Source organism: Ruegeria sp. YTSA219 (assembly GCF_059609985.1).
In genome coordinates this window covers 1-19,675 of record NZ_JBXWMT010000001.1, presented here as the reverse complement: position 1 = coordinate 19,675, position 19,675 = coordinate 1, and the positions used below count along the sequence as shown (strand labels likewise).

Annotated in this window: 19 protein-coding genes and 1 tRNA gene; 10 read left to right on the top strand and 10 right to left on the bottom strand. The window is 56.7% G+C overall.

What is annotated here, in order from left to right; genetic code table 11:
- Window positions 1–84: 84 nt before the first annotated feature.
- From AC2FFB_RS00100 to AC2FFB_RS00085, 4 genes are all read right to left on the bottom strand, one after another.
- Window positions 85–498: a secondary thiamine-phosphate synthase enzyme YjbQ gene (locus tag AC2FFB_RS00100; RefSeq protein ID WP_496688207.1), complete on the bottom strand. Its 414-nt coding sequence runs from the start codon at window positions 496–498 to the stop codon at window positions 85–87.
- A 19-nt stretch (window positions 499–517) separates the two neighbouring features.
- Window positions 518–916 carry a hypothetical protein gene (locus AC2FFB_RS00095; protein ID WP_142634653.1) on the bottom strand — a complete coding sequence of 133 codons (399 nt, stop codon included), beginning with the start codon at window positions 914–916 and terminating at the stop codon, window positions 518–520.
- A gap of 78 nt (window positions 917–994) precedes the next feature.
- Complete coding sequence (locus AC2FFB_RS00090) at window positions 995–1,498, bottom strand: DUF4166 domain-containing protein (RefSeq protein WP_496874478.1); 504 nt, start codon at window positions 1,496–1,498, stop codon at window positions 995–997.
- A 41-nt stretch (window positions 1,499–1,539) separates the two neighbouring features.
- Window positions 1,540–1,887 carry a thiol-disulfide oxidoreductase DCC family protein gene (locus tag AC2FFB_RS00085; RefSeq protein ID WP_496688203.1) on the bottom strand — a complete coding sequence of 116 codons (348 nt, stop codon included), beginning with the start codon at window positions 1,885–1,887 and terminating at the stop codon, window positions 1,540–1,542.
- A gap of 422 nt (window positions 1,888–2,309) precedes the next feature.
- Between AC2FFB_RS00085 and AC2FFB_RS00080 the strand changes: the two genes are divergently transcribed.
- Window positions 2,310–3,287, top strand: a complete 978-nt coding sequence (locus AC2FFB_RS00080; RefSeq protein WP_281994815.1) for a helix-turn-helix domain-containing protein — start codon at window positions 2,310–2,312, stop codon at window positions 3,285–3,287.
- A gap of 193 nt (window positions 3,288–3,480) precedes the next feature.
- Here AC2FFB_RS00080 and rpoD read toward each other — a convergent pair whose 3' ends face one another.
- The 4 genes from rpoD to AC2FFB_RS00060 form a co-directional block, all read right to left on the bottom strand.
- Entirely contained in the window at window positions 3,481–5,469 is a 1,989-nt protein-coding gene (gene rpoD / locus AC2FFB_RS00075; protein WP_496874336.1) for an RNA polymerase sigma factor RpoD, read from the bottom strand.
- Window positions 5,470–5,583: 114 nt separating this feature from the next.
- Window positions 5,584–7,533, bottom strand: coding sequence for a DNA primase (dnaG, locus tag AC2FFB_RS00070; RefSeq protein ID WP_496874335.1), 1,950 nt, complete (start codon window positions 7,531–7,533; stop codon window positions 5,584–5,586).
- 80 nt (window positions 7,534–7,613) lie between these two features.
- Entirely contained in the window at window positions 7,614–7,910 is a 297-nt protein-coding gene (locus tag AC2FFB_RS00065; protein WP_142634663.1) for a hypothetical protein, read from the bottom strand.
- Window positions 7,911–8,055: 145 nt separating this feature from the next.
- A complete protein-coding gene (locus AC2FFB_RS00060) occupies window positions 8,056–9,486 on the bottom strand; it encodes a Glu/Leu/Phe/Val family dehydrogenase (RefSeq protein ID WP_271946263.1) in 1,431 nt (476 codons plus the stop codon).
- 332 nt (window positions 9,487–9,818) lie between these two features.
- Here AC2FFB_RS00060 and AC2FFB_RS00055 point away from each other — a divergent pair, with 332 nt between their 5' ends.
- Genes AC2FFB_RS00055 through AC2FFB_RS00045 form a run of 3 tightly spaced genes read left to right on the top strand, consistent with a single transcriptional unit; the run spans window position 9,819 to window position 12,647 of the window.
- Window positions 9,819–11,432 (top strand): TadE/TadG family type IV pilus assembly protein, encoded by a 1,614-nt coding sequence (locus AC2FFB_RS00055; protein WP_281994817.1) that lies wholly within the window; start codon window positions 9,819–9,821, stop codon window positions 11,430–11,432.
- Window positions 11,429–11,962, top strand: a complete 534-nt coding sequence (locus AC2FFB_RS00050) for a TadE/TadG family type IV pilus assembly protein (protein ID WP_142634669.1) — start codon at window positions 11,429–11,431, stop codon at window positions 11,960–11,962. The genes AC2FFB_RS00055 and AC2FFB_RS00050 overlap by 4 nt, the downstream gene beginning before the upstream one ends.
- A 4-nt stretch (window positions 11,963–11,966) precedes the next feature.
- Window positions 11,967–12,647 carry a hypothetical protein gene (locus AC2FFB_RS00045; RefSeq protein WP_142634671.1) on the top strand — a complete coding sequence of 227 codons (681 nt, stop codon included), beginning with the start codon at window positions 11,967–11,969 and terminating at the stop codon, window positions 12,645–12,647.
- Between the two features lie 71 nt (window positions 12,648–12,718).
- On the opposite strand, the gene AC2FFB_RS00040 is transcribed toward AC2FFB_RS00045, so the two are convergent.
- A complete protein-coding gene (locus AC2FFB_RS00040) occupies window positions 12,719–13,189 on the bottom strand; it encodes a hypothetical protein (RefSeq protein WP_281972336.1) in 471 nt (156 codons plus the stop codon).
- A 159-nt stretch (window positions 13,190–13,348) separates the two neighbouring features.
- On the opposite strand from AC2FFB_RS00040, the gene AC2FFB_RS00035 reads away from it, so the two are divergent.
- Window positions 13,349–14,260, top strand: coding sequence for a pirin family protein (locus tag AC2FFB_RS00035; protein WP_281972337.1), 912 nt, complete (start codon window positions 13,349–13,351; stop codon window positions 14,258–14,260).
- 7 nt (window positions 14,261–14,267) lie between these two features.
- Here the strand turns inward: AC2FFB_RS00035 and AC2FFB_RS00030 are convergent, their stop codons facing one another.
- Entirely contained in the window at window positions 14,268–14,855 is a 588-nt protein-coding gene (locus AC2FFB_RS00030; RefSeq protein ID WP_281972338.1) for a TetR/AcrR family transcriptional regulator, read from the bottom strand.
- Window positions 14,856–14,955: 100 nt separating this feature from the next.
- Between AC2FFB_RS00030 and AC2FFB_RS00025 the strand changes: the two genes are divergently transcribed.
- From AC2FFB_RS00025 to AC2FFB_RS00005, 5 genes are all read left to right on the top strand, one after another.
- A complete protein-coding gene (locus tag AC2FFB_RS00025) occupies window positions 14,956–15,204 on the top strand; it encodes a hypothetical protein (protein WP_496693330.1) in 249 nt (82 codons plus the stop codon).
- Between the two features lie 124 nt (window positions 15,205–15,328).
- The gene (locus AC2FFB_RS00020; protein ID WP_142634682.1) at window positions 15,329–16,615 is read left to right on the top strand and encodes a homoserine dehydrogenase; all 1,287 of its coding nucleotides are present in this window, start codon (window positions 15,329–15,331) and stop codon (window positions 16,613–16,615) included.
- Window positions 16,616–16,684: 69 nt separating this feature from the next.
- The gene (gene glpX / locus AC2FFB_RS00015; RefSeq protein WP_142634684.1) at window positions 16,685–17,668 is read left to right on the top strand and encodes a class II fructose-bisphosphatase; all 984 of its coding nucleotides are present in this window, start codon (window positions 16,685–16,687) and stop codon (window positions 17,666–17,668) included.
- A 91-nt stretch (window positions 17,669–17,759) separates the two neighbouring features.
- Window positions 17,760–19,502: a single-stranded-DNA-specific exonuclease RecJ gene (recJ, locus tag AC2FFB_RS00010; RefSeq protein ID WP_496713425.1), complete on the top strand. Its 1,743-nt coding sequence runs from the start codon at window positions 17,760–17,762 to the stop codon at window positions 19,500–19,502.
- A 98-nt stretch (window positions 19,503–19,600) separates the two neighbouring features.
- Window positions 19,601–19,675: transfer RNA gene (locus AC2FFB_RS00005), tRNA-Glu, on the top strand.

Sequence of the window (19,675 nt, the reverse complement as noted above, 5' to 3'; positions counted from 1 at the left end):
AAGCGCTGTGGCCCACTTATCCACAACTATAGGGCAGCCTCTAGGATTTGGGTAGTCGGAAATTTTTACCGCTAAATAAAGGGGTCACGCGAAATGCGCAGCGACGCGTCGGTTGTGTGATTGGGTCCGGTGTTCAAACAGATAAACGCCCTGCCATGTCCCCAGCATGGGCACCCCTGCGGCGACAGGAATGCCCAAGGACACAGGCAGCAACGCAGCTTTGATATGTGCTGGCATATCGTCTGGCCCCTCATAGGTGTGCCTTAAATACGCCATCGACGGATCATCCGCCGGTGGGACCAGACGTTCGAAAAAGGCCTGCAAATCTGTCCGCACCTCGGGGTCCGCATTTTCCTGAATGGCCAGAGAACACGAGGTATGGCGTACAAACAGGGTCAACAATCCGTCGTAACCGCTTGGGGCAAGCCAGTCTCGTATATCCGAGGTGAACTCATACAGCCCCGGCCCCTGCGTTGAAATGATAAACTCGGTCTGCAAAACGCGGGTCTTACCTTCTTCAGTCAAAAATTGGCTGCCGGAAACACAGGCCATTCGCGTTCTGGACGGACCTGCTCTGCCCCGGCTGGAAACCAATGGAAACAAAGCTTGTGCTCTGCTCGACATTTGCCGGAGGGGTCAACGAAAATTGGACCGCCGTGCGGCGACCGGTAGCTTCGCTTGGGCCATATCCACGCACAACATAGATATTCTGCTGCCACCCTGCCCCCAGGCTGCGACGAGCAAAATCTGCAGCAGCGCACCAATAGCCATCCACATCCCTGCGCGCGCGCGGGATCACCTCAAACACTTTGTCGTTTACTGCAACAGTCTGAAAACCGTTTGGTGCTGCTGTCACCGCCCCCGGTTCAAACAACGTGGCGGCGGCCAGAACCGCAGATGTGATCACTTTTTTCATAATGCTACTCTCTCATGTTTCTTGATAAATATTAAAGTAGATTGCAGGAGGCCATGGCAAAGCCACCTCACGTTCAATTCAGGCATTGTTCCTATTTACGTGAACCGGCATCAGCCAGCCCCGATATCGGATCAGTTGACCCAACATCGGCATTTCTGCCGAAACATCGAACCGAAACCGGCCTTGATCATCCTGCCATTCCACCGTCGCCGAACGCGGTAAAAGAAAGTTTGGGCATGGCACCCCCAATAGAGTGAGGCGCAGGATGTTCAAATGCAGCTTTTGACCTCGAACCTGTGGGCGCATCCAGATGGTCAGCCCTCCGATCCTCTCTTTCACGCACCGCCTGTCTGCGTCGTAGACCAGATGAGACAGCGTCTCATGCCCGCCAAAATCCCTGAACCACTCCCATTCCTGGCCAGTGAGTTTGGTTCGAATGCGGACCGTCTGAGTATCTGCAGCGGGGGGAAACCCACCCAACCAAAATGACAAAGAGGTCAACCACCCGGTTCCTCTTTGGATGCTGCATAGTCCTGTAAACTCTGCCGTTTCACTGTGGAATTTTCGAACCGCATCCGGCACCTCAGAATTGGCTGGAAGGGCCTGCAGAAATGGGTCCGGCCTCACGCATACCCTCCGGGGAAGAACCGCGCTTTCAGGGATGAATCCGGAACCAAGCACGTTTCGAACCGCCCAAAGAATGCAAATCGGTGGCGCGCGATGAAATGATAAAGCGGATCCTTCAAAAACCGCGGAAGAAATCGACAGGCCGACAGAACAGGCCACAAAGCGGGTAAGCTGCGCATTGCAGCAGCAAAAGCATCCAAGCGCTGATGCACAACACCGTCAACGATCACAAGATTGGTTTCAAACTCGTCGGTGGGCAGGCCGAGTTGCCGGTAAAGGCTTTGTCCTATGGGGGACTGGGCAATTACAAACTTGAACCGCTTCTTTGTGTCGGCCCACAGCATGAACCTGAAAAATCGAGAACACAGCACGCATTCTCCATCAAAAACGATGAGGTTCTGCTCGGTTCCCACATCTGAGATCGCCCGGTCTTGCATTGGATACCAGATCAATTTCGCCACAACCGGACCGTGCCATTGAAGGGTAAAATCCGCAATGCGACACGTAGGTTTTCAGATGAAACGTGCCGGGGAGCCACCGATCGCTAGTCTGAGACGACCGGAGCTCTACCCTCATCCCCATAAGGTGCTGACCCGACAACACGGGGTAACTATGCCTTTGCGCTGCTATATCCTTGCTGAAAAGTGCCAGAAACTTGTGAAAACCTGCCAGATGGGTTTGCCTGCACTCCTGCAAACTGGGTTCAAATTTTTCGCGAAAGCATTAAGAATTGGATATGGAACTTGATATTGCCAGAATTCAACACTTGACCCGAACGGTAGATGAGCGTTCGGGCGGCCCAGAGTTGGCAGACCAGCTTTTGGAACGCAGCGGTCTAAGCCGAGCGGCAATCGCTCCCCCCACTACAGTCTACAGTGCGCAAACTGAGGCGATGTTCATCAGATATGCCTGCGACGCTATGCGCGACATAACTTTTGCCGCCTATGCGGGTTCAAAAGTCAGTTCGGCCTCTAGCATTACGGCCTATATCAGCAAGTACTCTCGTGACCTCCGACAGGTGTTTGAAAACACAACCCGCTTCTCTCGCATCATAGATCCCACAATCACCTTCAGTCTGCGCCATGCCGGGAATTTTGTGTCCTTCGAGGCGGACTGGGAAGACGCAAGTTTTGCCCGGTATCACAGACGCACAGAGTTTTTGATGTTTGGGACACTGGCGCGAATGCGGAACCTGACGCAGTCAGACTTCCACCCCATAGCAATTCGCTTTCAACACGAGGTTGGAGAGAAAAGAAATCTATTTCAAAAGCTTGCAGGATTTTCGGTAGAGTTTGGAGCAGAAAACCTAGAGATTGTTCTGTCGCCTTCATCTCTGGATCTTCCCGTGCCCACATATGACCCGATGCTTCGAGAGCATCTGATTGAGTACGGGGAACGCGTCTTGGCAGAGCGGGCTTCGCCTAAGCAAAAATTGCGGGCGCAGGTCGAGGGTCTGATTACACGTTCGATGCCGGGGAATTTTCCGCAAGCCGATGACATAGCCGCCAATCTCGGCATGAGCCCGCGAACATTTGCACGTCGGCTAAAGGATGAAGGGTCAAGCTATCGAGAGATCGCAGACGATCTGCGCTGTGATCTGGCCCAAACTTTCATCACCAACGGTATGCAGCTATCTGAAATTGCATTCTCACTTGGCTACGCAGACCAACCCGCCTTTTCCACCGCTTTCAAACGGTGGACGGGTCGCGCGCCCAGCGCTTTCCGCAGCCGCCTGGACCCGTGATCGTAACTTTGAGGTAGCCGGGGGTCGTCAGCCTTGCAGCCTCGCCCCGGCCCGTCCCATGAGTGGACATTGCGGATATAGGAAGACGCGCAGCGGGCTTCTTGTGAGTTCTCGCCAAATTGATGTTTCTACAAGCCACCGTGAACAGTGGTTTCAAACGAAAAAGGCGCCTCGGTCGAGGCGCCTTTCTGGGTTACTGATCCAGGAACGACCGCAACTTTCGCGACCTGCTGGGGTGTTTCAGTTTTCGCAGCGCCTTCGCCTCGATCTGACGGATACGTTCGCGCGTCACGCTGAACTGTTGGCCGACCTCTTCCAGAGTGTGGTCGGTGTTCATACCGATGCCAAACCGCATCCGCAGAACCCGTTCTTCCCGCGGGGTAAGTGAGGCCAGAACACGCGTGGTCGTTTCCTTGAGGTTTTCCTGAATAGCACTGTCCAGCGGCAGCACAGCATTCTTGTCCTCAATGAAATCGCCAAGCTGGCTGTCTTCTTCGTCGCCAATCGGCGTTTCCAGGCTGATCGGTTCCTTGGCGATCTTCATCACCTTGCGGACCTTCTCCAGCGGCATCTGCAGCTTTTCGGCCAGTTCTTCCGGCGTCGGCTCGCGGCCGATTTCATGCAGCATCTGACGACCGGTCCGAACCAACTTGTTGATCGTCTCGATCATATGGACCGGGATACGGATCGTGCGTGCCTGATCCGCGATGGACCGGGTAATCGCCTGACGGATCCACCAGGTGGCATAGGTCGAGAACTTATACCCGCGGCGGTATTCGAACTTGTCTACGGCCTTCATCAGGCCAATGTTACCTTCCTGAATAAGATCAAGGAATTGCAGACCACGGTTCGTGTATTTTTTGGCGATCGAGATCACCAGACGCAGGTTGGCTTCGACCATTTCTTTCTTGGCCTGGCGCGCCTCTTTCTCGCCTTTCTGGACCTGCTGTACGATGCGGCGGAATTCGCTGATGTCCAGGCCAACATATTGCCCGACCTGAGCCATATCGTTGCGCAGTTCCTCGACCTTGGAGGTCGAGCGTTCGATGAACATCTGCCAGCCCCGGCCCGGCTTTTCAGCCATCTCAGCCAGCCAGTTCGGGTCCAGTTCACGCCCACGATAGGCGTCAACAAATTCGCGACGGTTGATGCGGGCCTGATCCGCCAGCTTCACCATCGAGCTGTCCAGCGACATGATCCGACGATTGATGCCATAGAGCTGGTCGATCAAAGCATCGATCCGGTTGTTGTGCAGATGAAGGCCGTTCACCAGTTCGACAATCTCGGCGCGCAGCTTCTGATAGGTCGCTTCGTCCGTGTCGCTGAATGTGCCGTCTTCGTTCAGGGTTGCCGAAATCCGGCTGTCCTGCATTTCGCTCAGCATCGCAAAATCAGTCGAAATACGCTCGAGCGTCGTCAGAACCTGATCTTTCAGAGCAGCTTCCATAGCAGCGAGCGACATGTTCGCCTGCTCGTCTTCGTCATCGTCATCATCGGTCGCAATCGGGTTGCCATCGGCATCCAGCTCGGGGCCTTCTTCCTTGGCGGGCTTTGCGGCCTGCACGGTCGAAGTGTCGACGACCGGCTCTTCAACATCGCCGTCTTCGTCCATCTGATTGCCGAAAGTGGCCTCCAGATCAATGACGTCGCGCAGCAGAATGTCTTCGGACAGCAATTCATCATGCCAGATCGTAATCGCCTGGAAGGTCAGCGGGCTTTCACAAAGCCCCAGGATCATCGTATTGCGACCAGCCTCGATCCGCTTGGCGATAGCAATCTCGCCCTCACGGCTGAGCAGTTCGACCGAACCCATTTCGCGCAGATACATGCGCACCGGGTCATCGGTACGATCAAGCTTTTCGGTGGCGGCACCGGCCAGCGTGACCTCACGGTTGCTTTCCGTTGTGATCAGGTCGGTCGAGCCTTTATTCTCTTCCTCTTCCGCCTCTTCATCTTCGATGATGTTGATCCCCATCTCGGACAGCATCGACATAACGTCTTCGATCTGTTCCGAGCTGACCTGATCAGGTGGCAGGACCTGATTGAGCTGGTCGTAGGTGATGTAACCTTTCTCGCGGGCCTCGGCGATCATCTTCTTGACCTGAGTCTGGCTCATGTCCAGCGAGATTTCCTGTTCCTGCTCGTCGGATTTGCTGTCTTCGTTTGTATCATTGGCGGCCATTCAATGCTCCTGCAGGGATGGGTGATTCGATTGAACCGAATCATTAGCGCGTTGAAGTGATTCGGCCACCCGTTTACCTGTTTTTCTTTTCCAGTGCCTTACGAAAACACCACATTACCGGCGTTTTCGCTCGAAATTGATACCTGACATGATTGCCTTAAACGCATCCTTCTCGTCGCGGTTGATTCGCGCACCATTGTCAGCGATGTCGAAAACGGCCCTGTCTTCATTCTGGCTTCGGCTTGTTCTGTTGCGCTCTTCGGCAGCTTGCGCCAAGCGATAGGTCAACGCTTCATCGTCCAGATCAGACAGCTCCTCTGCGGCTTCGGCAATCTCTGCGTCCAGACCCCTGAGAGCTTTGATTTTGGCGAGTTCCTCGGCCAACGTCATTTCGGCCTTTTCAACGTCGCCCGGTTTATTCACGCAGGGGATCACTGCGACATGGCGAAGGGCCAGCAGGTTTTCAAGGGCGTGATGTCCCAAAGTTTCCGCAATATGTTGTTTGAGGTTCTCAGGATCATCTATCGCGTGCCGCAGAATGGCATCGCGCAGGCCAGCGTGATCTTGGTCACGGCACTCCATTTCTTCCAGTTGGTGTTCAAACTGCACCACGACTTGGGGGTTCAATGCGGCGATGGCCAGAATGGCGGCTTCGCGCATCTGGATATCGGCATTGTCGGACGATGCCAGGAACGACGCCCGCGCACCCGGTGTGGCCGGTTGTGGCTGAGGTTTCCATTTCCCGCGCGGTTGCCAGGGGCGGTTTTGCTTCTGCCTTTGTGGGCGGAACAGTTTCCAACACAGATCCTTGATTTCTTGCTCGTAATGAGAGCGAATTGAACCATCTCGGATCAGCAGTGTCTTTTCTTGGAGTGTGCGTTCCAACGTAGCCTTGCGTTCAGGGCTGTCGAACACCTTGCCTTCGGTTTCGCGCTGCCACAGCAGCCTGACCATTGGCATGGCCTCTTCCAACACCGTCTGCACTGCCGTTGGACCTTCGGCCCGCAACAGATCATCGGGATCTTTGCCCTCGGGCATCAGCGCAAAGCGCAAGGACTTTCCTGCCTCAAGCAGCGGCAGGGCCAGATCGACCGCCCGCATCGCAGCACGCAAACCCGCCGTGTCGCCATCCAGCGCAATGATCGGCTCGTCCGAGATACGCCACAGCAGTTGCAACTGATGCTCGGTGATTGCGGTGCCCAATGGGGCCACCGATGCGCCAAAACCGGCCTCGGCAAGCGCGATCACGTCCATATATCCTTCGGCCACGATCAATGGCTGTCCTTTGCCGGCAACCTGCCGCGCGGGGCCTTGGTTATAGAGGCTGCGCCCCTTGTCGAACAGTTCGGTTTCGGGCGAGTTCAGATATTTCGCATTGTCATTGGGGTCCATCGCTCGGCCACCGAACGCAATGCAACGCCCGCGCGGATCCCGGATCGGATACATGATCCGGTTCCGAAACGTGTCATATGGCTTTTTACCTTTGTTCGAGGGTTTGGCCAGACCCGCACCAAGGATCAGATCTTCGGCCACGTTCTTGCCGCGTAGGTGATCCCAAAGCGCCTGCCAACCGTCGGGAGCAAAGCCGATTTCCCACCGATCCAGCGCCTGCTCTTTCAAGCCGCGCCGCGCCAGATAATCGCGCGCCTCCCCACCTGCTCCTGTTTTCAGCTGCAACCGAAAGAACTGCACCGCCTGTTCCATCACCTCGGCCAGTTGCGTGCGACGATCCTGTTTCTCTTGTGCCTTGGGGTCACGTTCTGGCATCGGCATTCCGGCCTCACGCGCGAGAATTTCGACCGCTTCGATGAACGAGACATTCTCGGTCTCTTTCACGAAGCTGATCGCATCCCCTTTGGCATGGCAGCCAAAGCAGTAATAGAAACCCTTTTGGTCATCGACGTGGAACGAAGCTGTCTTCTCGTGATGGAACGGGCACGGAGCCCACATGTCGCCCTTGCCCTGATTGGACTTGCGCGCGTCCCACATGACTTTGCGCCCGACGACCTGAGACAAGCTCAGCCGGGTGCGCAACTCATCCAGAAAACCGGGTGGTAATGACATGGGTTAAACCTGACAGAAACGGCAACGCGCGCCAAGGGGAAGGCGCGCGTTTGTCCGCAAAGAAATCACAAGGTTTTGGATTACTGCTGCAGGCACAGCTCCATCCACGTGGCGCCGAGATCCTTTTTGCGCACATCGCGCATCTTCTGCTCATAGACCCAAGGGGTGATCAGCGGGATGGCGGCATTATAGTTCGCGGGCCAGGTCGGACCTGTATCGGCCACGGCTTGCGGCACGTCGCGCTCCTTCACGCGGTCAAGTCGCGCCTGCTGGATCGCCGCCACGACATCCGCCTGATGCTGGCAGCTTTGTTCTTTTGTTTCCTGAGCAGCCAGAGGTGTGGCCAGTAAAATAGCCGCAACGGCAATACGCAACATGGGGGTCTCCGGGATTCGTTCTCGTCGCTGAAGTCTACTGCCGGGCGAAGATGCGCGCCATCGTCGAATTGCATCTTGCGCAGCCCTGTTGCGCCTTGGTCCTGCGGGCGATGGATCAGATGCCAACCGCCCGCAGAGAGTATTGTCAAAGTCCCTTAGCGCGGTAGCTTTTCGAGACACGGTCAATGGCCACGATGTAGGCCGCGGTCCTCAGATCCTCGACATCGTCGCGACTGTGCCAGACTTCACGCATCGACTGGTAAGCAATCCGCATGGTGTCATCAAGCCCCGAACGAACCAGCTCAAGCTCATCCGCACCTTTCAGGTATTTCGCCTTGAAGTTCGGAGACATGGACCAGGCATCGCCCAGATAGCGGTCCAGCCGTTCCAGCTCACTGACGATCAACTCGTGCCGCGACTCTTCCTGGCGACGCTGCATGCGGCCAAACCGGATATGGCTTAGGTTCTTAACCCATTCGAAATACGAAACGGTCACACCGCCAGCATTTGCGTACATATCAGGAATGATCACGACGCCCCTATCGCGCAGAACTTCATCTGCACCAGCTGTCACCGGGCCGTTTGCAGCTTCGATGATCAACGGGGCCTTGATGCGATCGGCATTATCAAGGTTGATCACACCTTCCAGCGCCGCCGGGATCAGGATGTCGCACTCTTCTTCCAGCACGGCCCCTCCCTCGGCGGAATGGGTGGCGTCGGGATAATCGCTGACGCCGCCATGCTTGACAATCCATTGGCGAACCGACTCGACGTCGATCCCGTCGGGATTATACAGCGCTCCGTCCCATTCAATGATGCCCACGATACGAGAGCCGTCTTCCTCGCTCAGGAACTTGGCAGCGTGGTAGCCCACATTTCCCAGACCCTGAACAATAATGCGCTTGCCGTCCAACTTGCCCGACAGCCCTGCCTTTTGAATGTCCTCAGGATGGCGGAAAAACTCGCGCAGCGCATATTGAATGCCGCGGCCCGTGGCCTCGACCCGTCCGGCAATACCGCCAGCATTCAGCGGCTTGCCTGTCACGCAGGCGCGCGCGTTGATATCAGTTGTATTCATCCGGGCGTATTGGTCCGCCATCCACGCCATTTCACGCTCACCCGTCCCCATATCCGGGGCTGGCACGTTCTGTGACGGGTTGATCAGGTCGCGCTTGGCCAACTCATAGGCGAACCGGCGGGTGATCTGTTCAAGCTCATGCTCTTCGTATTGGCGCGGGTCTATACACAAGCCGCCCTTTGATCCGCCAAATGGCGTTTCGACCAGGGCGCACTTATAGGTCATCAGCGCCGCCAGCGCTTCGACTTCGTCCTGGTTCACCGCCAAAGCATAGCGAATGCCGCCTTTCACCGGCTCCATATGTTCGGAATGTACCGACCTATACCCGGTGAACGTGTGTATGTCACCGCGCAGCCGGACGCCGAAGCGTACAGTGTAGGTGGCGTTGCAGACCCTTATCTTTTCTTCAAGGCCCGGAGGCAGATCCATCAGGGACGCTGCCCTGTTAAACATAAGATCTACACTCTCTCGAAAGCTGGGTTCTTTTGTGGCCGTCATTTAAACCTCCGTGCCGGCGAACGACTTGCGTTCTGACGTTTTGTCGCACCCCTTTGCTAAACGATCAATGTTTAAGCAGAAATAAAATCTCAAGTTACGGGGAAATATTCGAACTCTGGCTGAGTCGCCAAACCCAGACATTATCCGCCGAATTGTTCACGCATCGAATACAGCCCCGCGCAACGGCCCGGAATTATCCCTCAATTTCCCTCAAACCAGCCAAAACTGGGCCCTTTTCGCCCAATTCCCGCCACGTTTCGCAGTTAATTTCCATACGTTAACTTTTCCTTAGCAGCTTTGGATGTCTGCTCAGCGAGGTCTGCAAGATGAAAATGCCCAAGTTTCTACGCGAAAGCAAAAGCGGCGCTAAATCCGCGCTAAGCGCGCGCCGGTTCGCAAAAAGCGAAGACGGTACATTCACAATCTTTGTATTGTTGGGTTTCCTGGTGATCATCGCCTCGACTGGGGCTGGCGTTGACCTAATGAATTTCGAACGCGACCGCGCCAATCTGCAATCGACATTGGACCGCGCCGTTCTTGCGGCCGCTGACCTTGATCAGAAAAAGCCCGCACGCGAAATTGTCGATGCCTATTTCGAGAAGGCCGGGCTGGGCGGCAAAATCACTTCTGTCGTGGTGGAAGAAGGCTTTGGATCACGTAAAGTATCAGCCACCGCCGAGGCGACCATCAAAACCCACTTTATGCATTTCTCTGGCGTCAACAGCTTGACCGCTAACGCGGCCAGCACAGCCGTCGAAAGCATTGGAGCAGTTGAAATTTCGCTGGTTCTCGACATCTCAGGCTCAATGAACAACTATTCGAGTTCTGGCGGGAAGAGCAAAATTGCGCTTCTGCAGGATGCGGCCACAGAATTTGTCACGCTGATGCTGGATTCAGATGATCCTAACCGCACGGGCATTTCGATCTCGATCGTGCCTTACGCAACTCAGGTCAACGCGGGTGAACCCATCCTGAGCAAATTCACCAACGTTACAGCAGAGCACAACTACTCCCATTGTGTGAACTTTATCCCTGAACAGTATAGCGACGCGGACCTAGAGCGTGATGACAGGCTGGAACGCACCGCGCATTTTGACCCCTTCACCTATTCCGAAGGCTCGATCAGAACACCGGTTTGCCCGGTCCGCGATGGCAGTGCGATTACGCCTGTTACCGATAATCTGGAGGCATTGACCAAACAGATCAAGGCGTTGACTGCAACCGGGAACACCTCGATAGATGTCGGCATGAAATGGGGCGTGGCCTTCCTGGACCCAAGCGTTCGTGGCATTGTGAGCGACCTGGCTGACGACAACATCGTTCCAAATCACTTCCGGACCCGCCCGTCAGACTATAACTCGGACATCTTGAAAATTGTAATCGTAATGACCGACGGTCAGAACACGGACCAGTATATGCTGAACCCGTCCCTTCGGGAGGGCTTGTCGGATGTCTGGTACAATGCTGAGGCCTCCGAATACACAGTCTACCATTCGCAGGGTCAGCCTAACTTTTTCTGGCCACAGCAGAACACATGGGCGGACCATCCGTTCGGCAATCCTGATCCAGAGACACCAGCCAACGAAGAATTGGGTACGGCTGTTCGCCTGACCTATCCAGAACTCTTCAACCGTGTGTCTTTGGCCTGGAATGCAAGATATAACTATTACTGGCAGTCAAGTGCATGGGCCGAGTGGTACTCGAAAGCGTATGCCAAAGTTGAAACTTCGGCCAAGAACCAGCGCACCAAGCATATCTGTGACGCAGCCAAAGATGAGGGCGTCATTGTCTATGGCATCGCCTTCGAAGCACCCAGAGCCGGGTACAAAACCATCAAGGACTGTGCCAGCTCGGACAGCCATGTGTACAATGTGAACGGTCTGGACCTGGAAGACGCATTTGCTTCTATCGCGTCGTCGATCAGAAAACTGCGGTTGACCCAATGATCGGAGCCCTTGTTTCAAAGCTGCGAAGCCTGAGACGCAGGGAAGATGGGGCGGTCACCGTCGAGTTTGTGATCATCTTCCCGGCATTCATGTTCTTCATCCTGAGTGCGATGGAATATTCGGTGGTCACCTTGCAGCAGGCGATGTTAGAGCGGGCTGTGGACCAGACAGTTCGCGACATTCGCCTCGGCACGGGCACCAACCCAACGCATGATCAGATAAAAAGTACGATCTGTGATCGCGTCGTAGTGATCAAACGCTGTACCACCAACTTGCAGCTGGAGATGCTGCAACAAAGCGCGTTTGTCGGGTTGAACCTTCCGCCTGTCCCGGATTGCACTGACAATTCTGAAGAAGTGAACCCAGTTCGCGCTTTCGAAAATGGCCTTTCGAACGAGTTGATGATCCTTCGGGCCTGCGCAAAGGTCGATCCGATTTTCCCTACATCGGCGATGGGGCGTATTTTGTCGGATGAATCAGGCCAGATCGAACTTACCGCGACGACTGCCTTCGTACAGGAGCCTCTGTAAGCCTATGTTTTTCATTTCAAAGCTCCGGAATCTTCTGAAATCCAAGACGAAAGACGAGAGTGGGGTACTCACGGTTGAGGCTTTGCTTGTCTTTCCGATGCTGGTGTGGACGATCACAGGCGCCTTCACGTATTTCGACGGCTTCCGCCAAAGCGCATCTAACCTTAAAGCGGCATATACGGTTGGCGATTTGATCTCTCGCGAGACCGGCACGATCACGGACACATATATCACCTCATTGCATTCGCTGCTGGTGGCGATGGTCAACAACCGATCACAGATGAATCTGCGCGTGTCGCTGGTTGTGTTCGACGAAGAAGATGATCGTCATTACGTCAGATGGTCAACCGCGCGCGGGTACGACAGCATCTGGACCGACGACAATATTGACCGCATGCGTGATAACCTGCCGCCTATGCCCAACCAGGACACACTGATCATTGTTGAAACGGCGAATGCTTACATTCCGGTCTTTGACTCGATCTATGGGGTAGATTTCCTCAAAGGCGACCACGTCTTTGAAAATTTCGTCTTTACACGCCCACGCTTTACCAATGAGGTTGCGGCAAATGTGTCGGGCGTTGTTGAAATTGAGGAAAATCCCGACGGGTCTGGCGAGATCGGTGAAATCGAGGACCCTGGCACAGGGGATTCCGGTGCGAGTGCGGAAAGCGCAACGAACTAGGACAGGGTGGGTTGGCATCTTAGTGCTTTCCACCCCGCCTTCGAATAACGAGGTGGCGCTGAAGGTCTGACCTAGCCGCGTTCTGCCACCATCACAGACAAAATCTCGGACATGAATTTGGTTTCGGCGGCGGATGTCATGCCGCCTATGCCAACGCGGCGTCCCAAGCGCCACCACAGCCCCGGCGCCCATCTATTTGCACCTGATTGCCGGGTTGTTACCAGAAAGCCATTCGACGGCTTGAAGGCAAACGCACCTCTTTCGACGGTTTCAATGTCTTCTATTGCGGCGATCGGCTGCCCTGCCCCGGTTCTGAGTTCGGTCTCAGTCAGCTCGATCCAATCCGAGGTTGCCTGCCACATGCGATAGGCCAGCCAAAAGGACGCCGCGCCTACCACAAACAGGAATGCCTGCCAGGATGGCTCCGGCGGCGCGGCAAGCGCGACGAAAACAACCAGAAAGCCCACGGTCGACAACATTCCGACACCCATCCACCGCCTGGGTGATGAGGCTTTGACCACGGCCAGAACTTCTTGTTGCATTTGCTGCTCTCCCACTTTGCAGTTGGGTTTAGCCACTTTCCCAGCCAAACAACAGAGGCGAACGCACCTGCTGAATTTCGCACAGGTTGCGTGTTTCAGCGCAAATTGACCCGCCATGGCGGTGCGGTACATCTTCCCCATAGCAACAGGAGCGCTGCAATGTCCCTCAGACCGACTTTGGAAACCCGAAAGGCCATACCGACGATGGAGGGGGCAGGCGTTAAACTGCACCGCGCTTTCGGCTTTCAGGATCCGTCAGAACTGGATCCTTTTTTGCTGTTCGACGACTTTCGCAATGAACGCCCGCAGGATTATCAGGCTGGATTTCCATGGCATCCGCATCGCGGGATCGAGACAATCACCTATGTCCTGTCCGGCTCGGTTGAGCATTCGGATTCACTTGGCAATAACGGAACACTTGGCGCGGGTGATGTGCAGTGGATGACGGCAGGGTCCGGAATCCTGCATCAGGAAATGCCCAAGGGAAGCCAAACCGGCCAAATGCACGGGTTTCAGCTGTGGGGCAATCTACCCGCGGCCCAAAAGATGACAACACCGCGATATCAGGACGTTCCGCGCAAAGAGATCCCTGAAATCATGGACGATGACGGAACCGTTGTCCGTGTGATCGTGGGGACGTTTTGGGGCAAGACAGGCCCAGTCGACGGCATCGCCGCCGACCCTCAGTATCTGGACATCCAAATTCCGGCAGGTGTGAAGAAGACCTTCCCCATAGACACCTACCGTCGCGCATTTGCATATGTATTCGAAGGCGCGGGCGCCTTTGCTGATGCCTCGCGGCCTGCGGGGGTCCTTTTGGAAAAAGAAGTTGGCGGCCAAGAGGTGAACATTCGTGACATGTCGGGAGACCGAACACTGGTTCGGTTTGGGAGTGGTGACGAAGTGACCGTTCAGGCAGGTCCGGAGGGTGTCCGGTTCCTGCTGATTTCCGGCGCACCGATCAATGAGCCGGTCGCGTGGCACGGCCCCATCGTCATGAACACCCGGACCGAGCTGGAACAGGCTTTTCGCGAATTGCGCAACGGGACGTTTATTCGGCCGGCACATTGACTGCCCCTTAAGCAGTCACCGCCTTTCGGACCATGTCCCAATAGACGGCTTCAACCTCGTCCAGCGAAAGCCGCCCACCGGCGCGATACCACGTCATGACGCCGTTCAGCATGGCGATGACCGCCAATGTCGCAATCTTCGTATCCGCGACCGCAAAGATACCCGCCCGCTGACCTTCGCGCAAAATGGCCTCAAGCCCGTCTTCATACTTGCGGCGCAGATCCTCTATTTCGGCGAAGTTTTCGGGTGTGAGGTTCCGAAGTTCCATATAGGCGATGAATACCTCGTCAGGGCGCTGCAGGTGGAACCGGATGTGAAATCCGACAAACCGACGCAAAGCAACCTGCGGATCGCCAGTTTGCTTTTGCTCGCCATAGGCGGACAACAAATCCTGCATATGGTCGCGCATCAAACGGAACAGAAGGCTCTGCTTATCCGGGGTGTAATTGTACAATGCCCCGGCCTGCACCCCAACCTCGCCCGCAATTTTCCGCATGGAAACAGCAGCATACCCATGGCGCGCGAAAAGCCGAAGCGCTGCCTGCCGGATACGCGGGCCGGTAATGTCCGAGTGTGAGCCTTGTGTACGTGCCATGTATCCACCATATCTGAACGGATGTTCAGATAGAAGCCCGCTTGAAACGACCGGACAAAAAGTGCATCACCGATGCCAGTTGCCACAATAAGGTTTCATCATGAAGCCCCTTCTTCTTTTGCCCCTAGTTTTGCTCTGCCTGGGATGCACCAATTTTCCCGAGTTGAAAGACCGAGAAGGGCCAAATGTGCAATCGGCCCCCTACCCCAAGTTAACCCCACTGGCAGATGTTTTCGCTGTGCCTGTTGACCCGCTGTACGAAGCGGCAGAGGTCGAAAGTGAACTGACCGAACGCAGCAAGGCGTTGAAGAAAAAGGCAACGGCATTGCAAAACGCTCAGACCAATTAGTCCTCAGGTTTTCTGTCGCCTGGCATGGGTGTCGCGGATTGCGCCTCGGCGCCGAACCCGCTAAGGCAGCGGGAACGGGGAAACACCCCAGATTAGGATTATCGAGCGGAAAGGAACCCACAGGATGACACAGGCGCTGCGGCTTGGAATTGCGGGCTTGGGAACTGTTGGTGTGGGTGTCGTCAGGATCGTGCGCCGCCATGCCGACCTGCTGCAGGCACGAACGGGTCGTCCTATCCAGATCACAGCGGTTTCCGCGCGTGATGCTGGCAAGGATCGCGGTGTGAACCTGTCGGATTATGCCTGGGAAACTGACCCTGTCGCATTGGCACAGCGCGACGATATTGATGTTTTTGTTGAACTGATGGGCGGGGAAAACGGACCTGCCAAAGCCTCGGTCGAAGCGGCGCTAGCCAGTGGTAAGGATGTCGTCACCGCCAACAAGGCCCTGTTGGCCATTCACGGTCAGGAACTGGCCGAAATGGCCGAAGCCGCGGGCCGTGTGATCCGCTTCGAAGCGGCCGTGGCTGGCGGCATTCCAGTGATCAAATCCCTGACCGAAGGACTTGCGGGCAACGAAATCACCCGCGTCATGGGGGTGATGAATGGCACATGCAACTATATCCTGACCCGGATGCAATCGCAGCGGCAGGGATATAACGCCCTGTTCGACGAATGCGCACAGCTGGGTTACCTTGAAGCCGATCCAAATCTGGATGTGGGCGGGATAGACGCCGCGCATAAACTGGCGCTGCTCGCCTCGATCGCATTCGGCACCAAACCGAATTTCGACGGGATCGAGATCGAAGGCATTCAGCAGATCAGTCTGGATGACATCGACCAGGCCCATGACATGGGATACCGGATCAAACTGTTGGGCGTGGCTCAGCGCACGGCACGGGGGCTTGAACAGCGGATGCAGCCGTGTTTGGTGCCCAGTGACTCGCCCCTGGGCCAGCTTGAAGGCGGCACCAATATGGTGGTGATCGAAGGCGACGCGGTCGAGCAGGTTGTTCTGCGTGGCCCCGGAGCTGGCGAGGGTCCAACGGCGAGCGCGGTGATGGGCGATGTCTGCGATCTGGCACGTGGGCTTCAGATTCCGACTTTCGGCCGCCCTGCCAGTTCGTTGCAGGACGCAGTGCCAGCGCTGACTGGTCGCCCTGCCCCCTATTATTTGCGTCTGGGTCTGCTGGACAAACCCGGCGCCTTGGCCAAAGTTGCGGCCATCCTGGGCGATGCCGGGGTCTCGATTGATCGCATGCGCCAATACGCCCATGCGGAAAGCACCGCGCCGGTTCTGATAGTTACCCACAAAACCACCCGTGCCACGCTGGATGTCGCCTTGCTGGGCCTGCACGAGACCGATGTTGTTTCGGGCACACCGGTTGCTTTGCGGATTGAAGAGGTTTGACCCTTGCGGCCTGCACGATACGCAGGCTATGCCGGACAAGACGCCGATACTGACCTGAGGATAGTGAAAATGAGTGCTGCCAAGATTGATTTCAATGACCGCCTGTTGTCTCTGGGCCTGGCGCGGGTTGCGGAACAGGCTGCGCTTGCTTCGGCTTCGCTGGTTGGACGGGGTGATGAAAAGGCCGCTGACCAGGCCGCTGTGAATGCCATGCGCGAACAGCTGAACCTTCTGGATATCGCCGGTGTCGTTGTCATCGGTGAAGGCGAGCGCGACGAGGCACCGATGCTGTATATTGGTGAGGAGGTCGGGTCCGGCAATGGTCCCGGCGTCGACATCGCGTTGGACCCTCTGGAAGGCACCACGCTGACCGCCAAGGACATGCCCAACGCGTTAACTGTGATAGCAATGGGCCCGCGCGGATCAATGCTGCATGCACCGGACGTTTATATGGACAAACTGGCCGTTGGCCCGGGTTTCCCTGAAGGCGTTGTCAGCCTGGACATGAGCCCGCGCGAACGTGTGGAAGCGCTGGCCAAGGCCAAGGATTGCGAGCCTGCCGACATTACCGTCTGCATCCTGGAACGCCCTCGGCATGAGGCAATGATTGCCGAAGTTCGCGAAACCGGTGCATCTATCCGCCTGATCACCGATGGTGATGTTGCTGGCGTCATGCACTGCGCCGAAAGCGAAGTCACCGGGATCGACATGTATATGGGCCAAGGCGGCGCCCCCGAAGGTGTTCTGGCCGCTGCAGCGCTGAAATGCATGGGCGGGCAGATCTTTGGCCGCCTGCTGTTCCGCAATGATGACGAACGCGGCCGCGCCGCCAAAGCGGGCATCACCGATCTGGACCGCATCTATTCGCGCGATGAGATGGTAACCGCCGATGTGATCTTTGCCGCAACCGGCGTCACCGGCGGCTCTTTGCTGCCGCGCATCAAGCGCGAGCCGGGTTGGGTTGAAACCACCACCCTGTTGATGCGGTCGAAAACCGGGTCGGTTCGACGCATGTCCTACCGCACGCCGACGTGGTCGCATAACGACGGCTAAGATCTTGCGCCTGACCATCGTGCAGGGCTATCCATAGAAATGATAAGGCCGGGTCCGCGAGGGTCCGGCCTTGGCACATCAGGGGCAGGACATGAGCTTTCTTGGGGTTGAACATTCACTGTCAGCACGTCGCTGGGTCGGCCCCTCGGCGGATGTAGAGCGCGCGACCGAGGTGCTAGTACAACAAGCCGGATTGCCTCGGGCCGTCTGTCAGGTTCTGGCCCGGCGCGGTGTTCCGGCAATGGAAGCTCCGGGATTTCTAGAACCCAAACTGAAAGAGCTGTTGCCCGATCCGCGCGCGATGAAAGACATGGAAACCGCTGCAACCCGTTTTCTGACTGCGGTCCGTCTAAAGCAGCGCATTGCGATCTTTGCCGATTATGACGTCGACGGAGGCAGTTCGGCTGCTCTGCTACTCACGTGGTTGCGTCAGATGGGCCTACAGGCGACGCTCTATGTGCCTGACCGGATTGATGAGGGCTATGGCCCCAACGTCCCGGCGATGCAGGAACTGGCCGCCGCGCATGATCTGATTATCTGCGTCGATTGCGGAACCCTCAGCCATGAACCCATCGCCGCCGCAAAGGGGGCCGATGTCATCGTCCTGGACCACCACCTTGGTGGCGAAACTTTGCCCGATTGCGTGGCCGTGGTGAACCCGAACAGACAGGACGAAAGCGGCGATCTTGGCTATTTTTGTGCCGCCGCCGTCGTGTTCCTGATGCTGGTCGAGGCCGGACGGCAACTGCGCGAAGCGGGTGCAAAAGGGCCTGACCTGATTGCAATGCTAGACCTTGTGGCGCTGGCCACGGTGGCGGATGTGGCTCCTTTGATCGGTGCAAACCGCGCGCTTGTGCGTCAGGGGCTGAAGGTCATGGCGCAACGACAAAGACCGGGGTTGGTGGCGCTGTCGGATGTGGCGCGGATGGATTCCGCGCCCAACAGCTATCATCTGGGGTTCATGCTGGGCCCGCGCGTCAACGCAGGGGGCCGGATCGGCCAGGCCGATCTGGGTGCCCGGCTGCTCAGCACCGATTCAACCCATGAAGCAGAGGCTCTGTCGCAGCGGCTGGACGAGTTGAACACCGAGCGGCGCGATATTGAAAATGCGGTTCGGGCAGCCGCCATGGAACAGGCCGAAGAACGGGGCCTTGATGCGCCCTTGGTCTGGGCGGCCGGGGAAGGCTGGCATCCGGGCGTTGTCGGCATCGTCGCGTCGCGCCTCAAAGAAACCGCCAACCGCCCGGCCATCGTCATCGGTCTGGACGGGGATGAGGGCAAAGGATCGGGCCGATCCGTGAGCGGCGTCGATCTGGGCGCTTCGATTCAGCGGCTGGCTGCGGAAGGTCTGTTGGTCAAGGGCGGCGGCCACAAGATGGCTGCTGGCCTGACGGTCATGCGTGATCAGCTGGAACCGGCGATGGAACGGCTCAGCGAATTGCTGGCAAAACAAGGGGCAGGTCAAACCGGCCCTGCTGACCTGAAACTGGAAGGCACACTTATGCCCGGCGCGGCCACTGTCGATCTGATTGAACAGATTGAAAAAGCAGGGCCTTTCGGCGCCAGTGCTCCGGCTCCGCGGTATGCCTTTCCGGACTTACAAGTGCGCTTTGCCAAGCGGGTCGGCGACTCCCATCTGAAGCTGTCGCTGTCGGACGGGGTGGGTGCCGGGTTGGATGCCATTGCGTTTGGCGCCTTTGACGGACCAATGGGGGAACGGCTGACCAATCACGGCGGCGCACGCTTTCATTTCGCCGGACGACTTGAGGTGAACACATGGGGTGGACGGCAAACTGTACAACTCAGATTGGAAGATGCCGCCGAGGCGATCTAAGGCCGCATTCGCCACCGCCAAAAAACTTTCACAACCCTGCGTTTTTCGGCTTGCGGGGGTCAGAGTGAAACCGTAAAAGGCCCCCCACAAGCTAGCGTGGCCCGTTCGTCTATCGGTTAGGACGCCAGGTTTTCAACCTGGAAAGAGGGGTTCGATTCCCCTACGGGCTACCA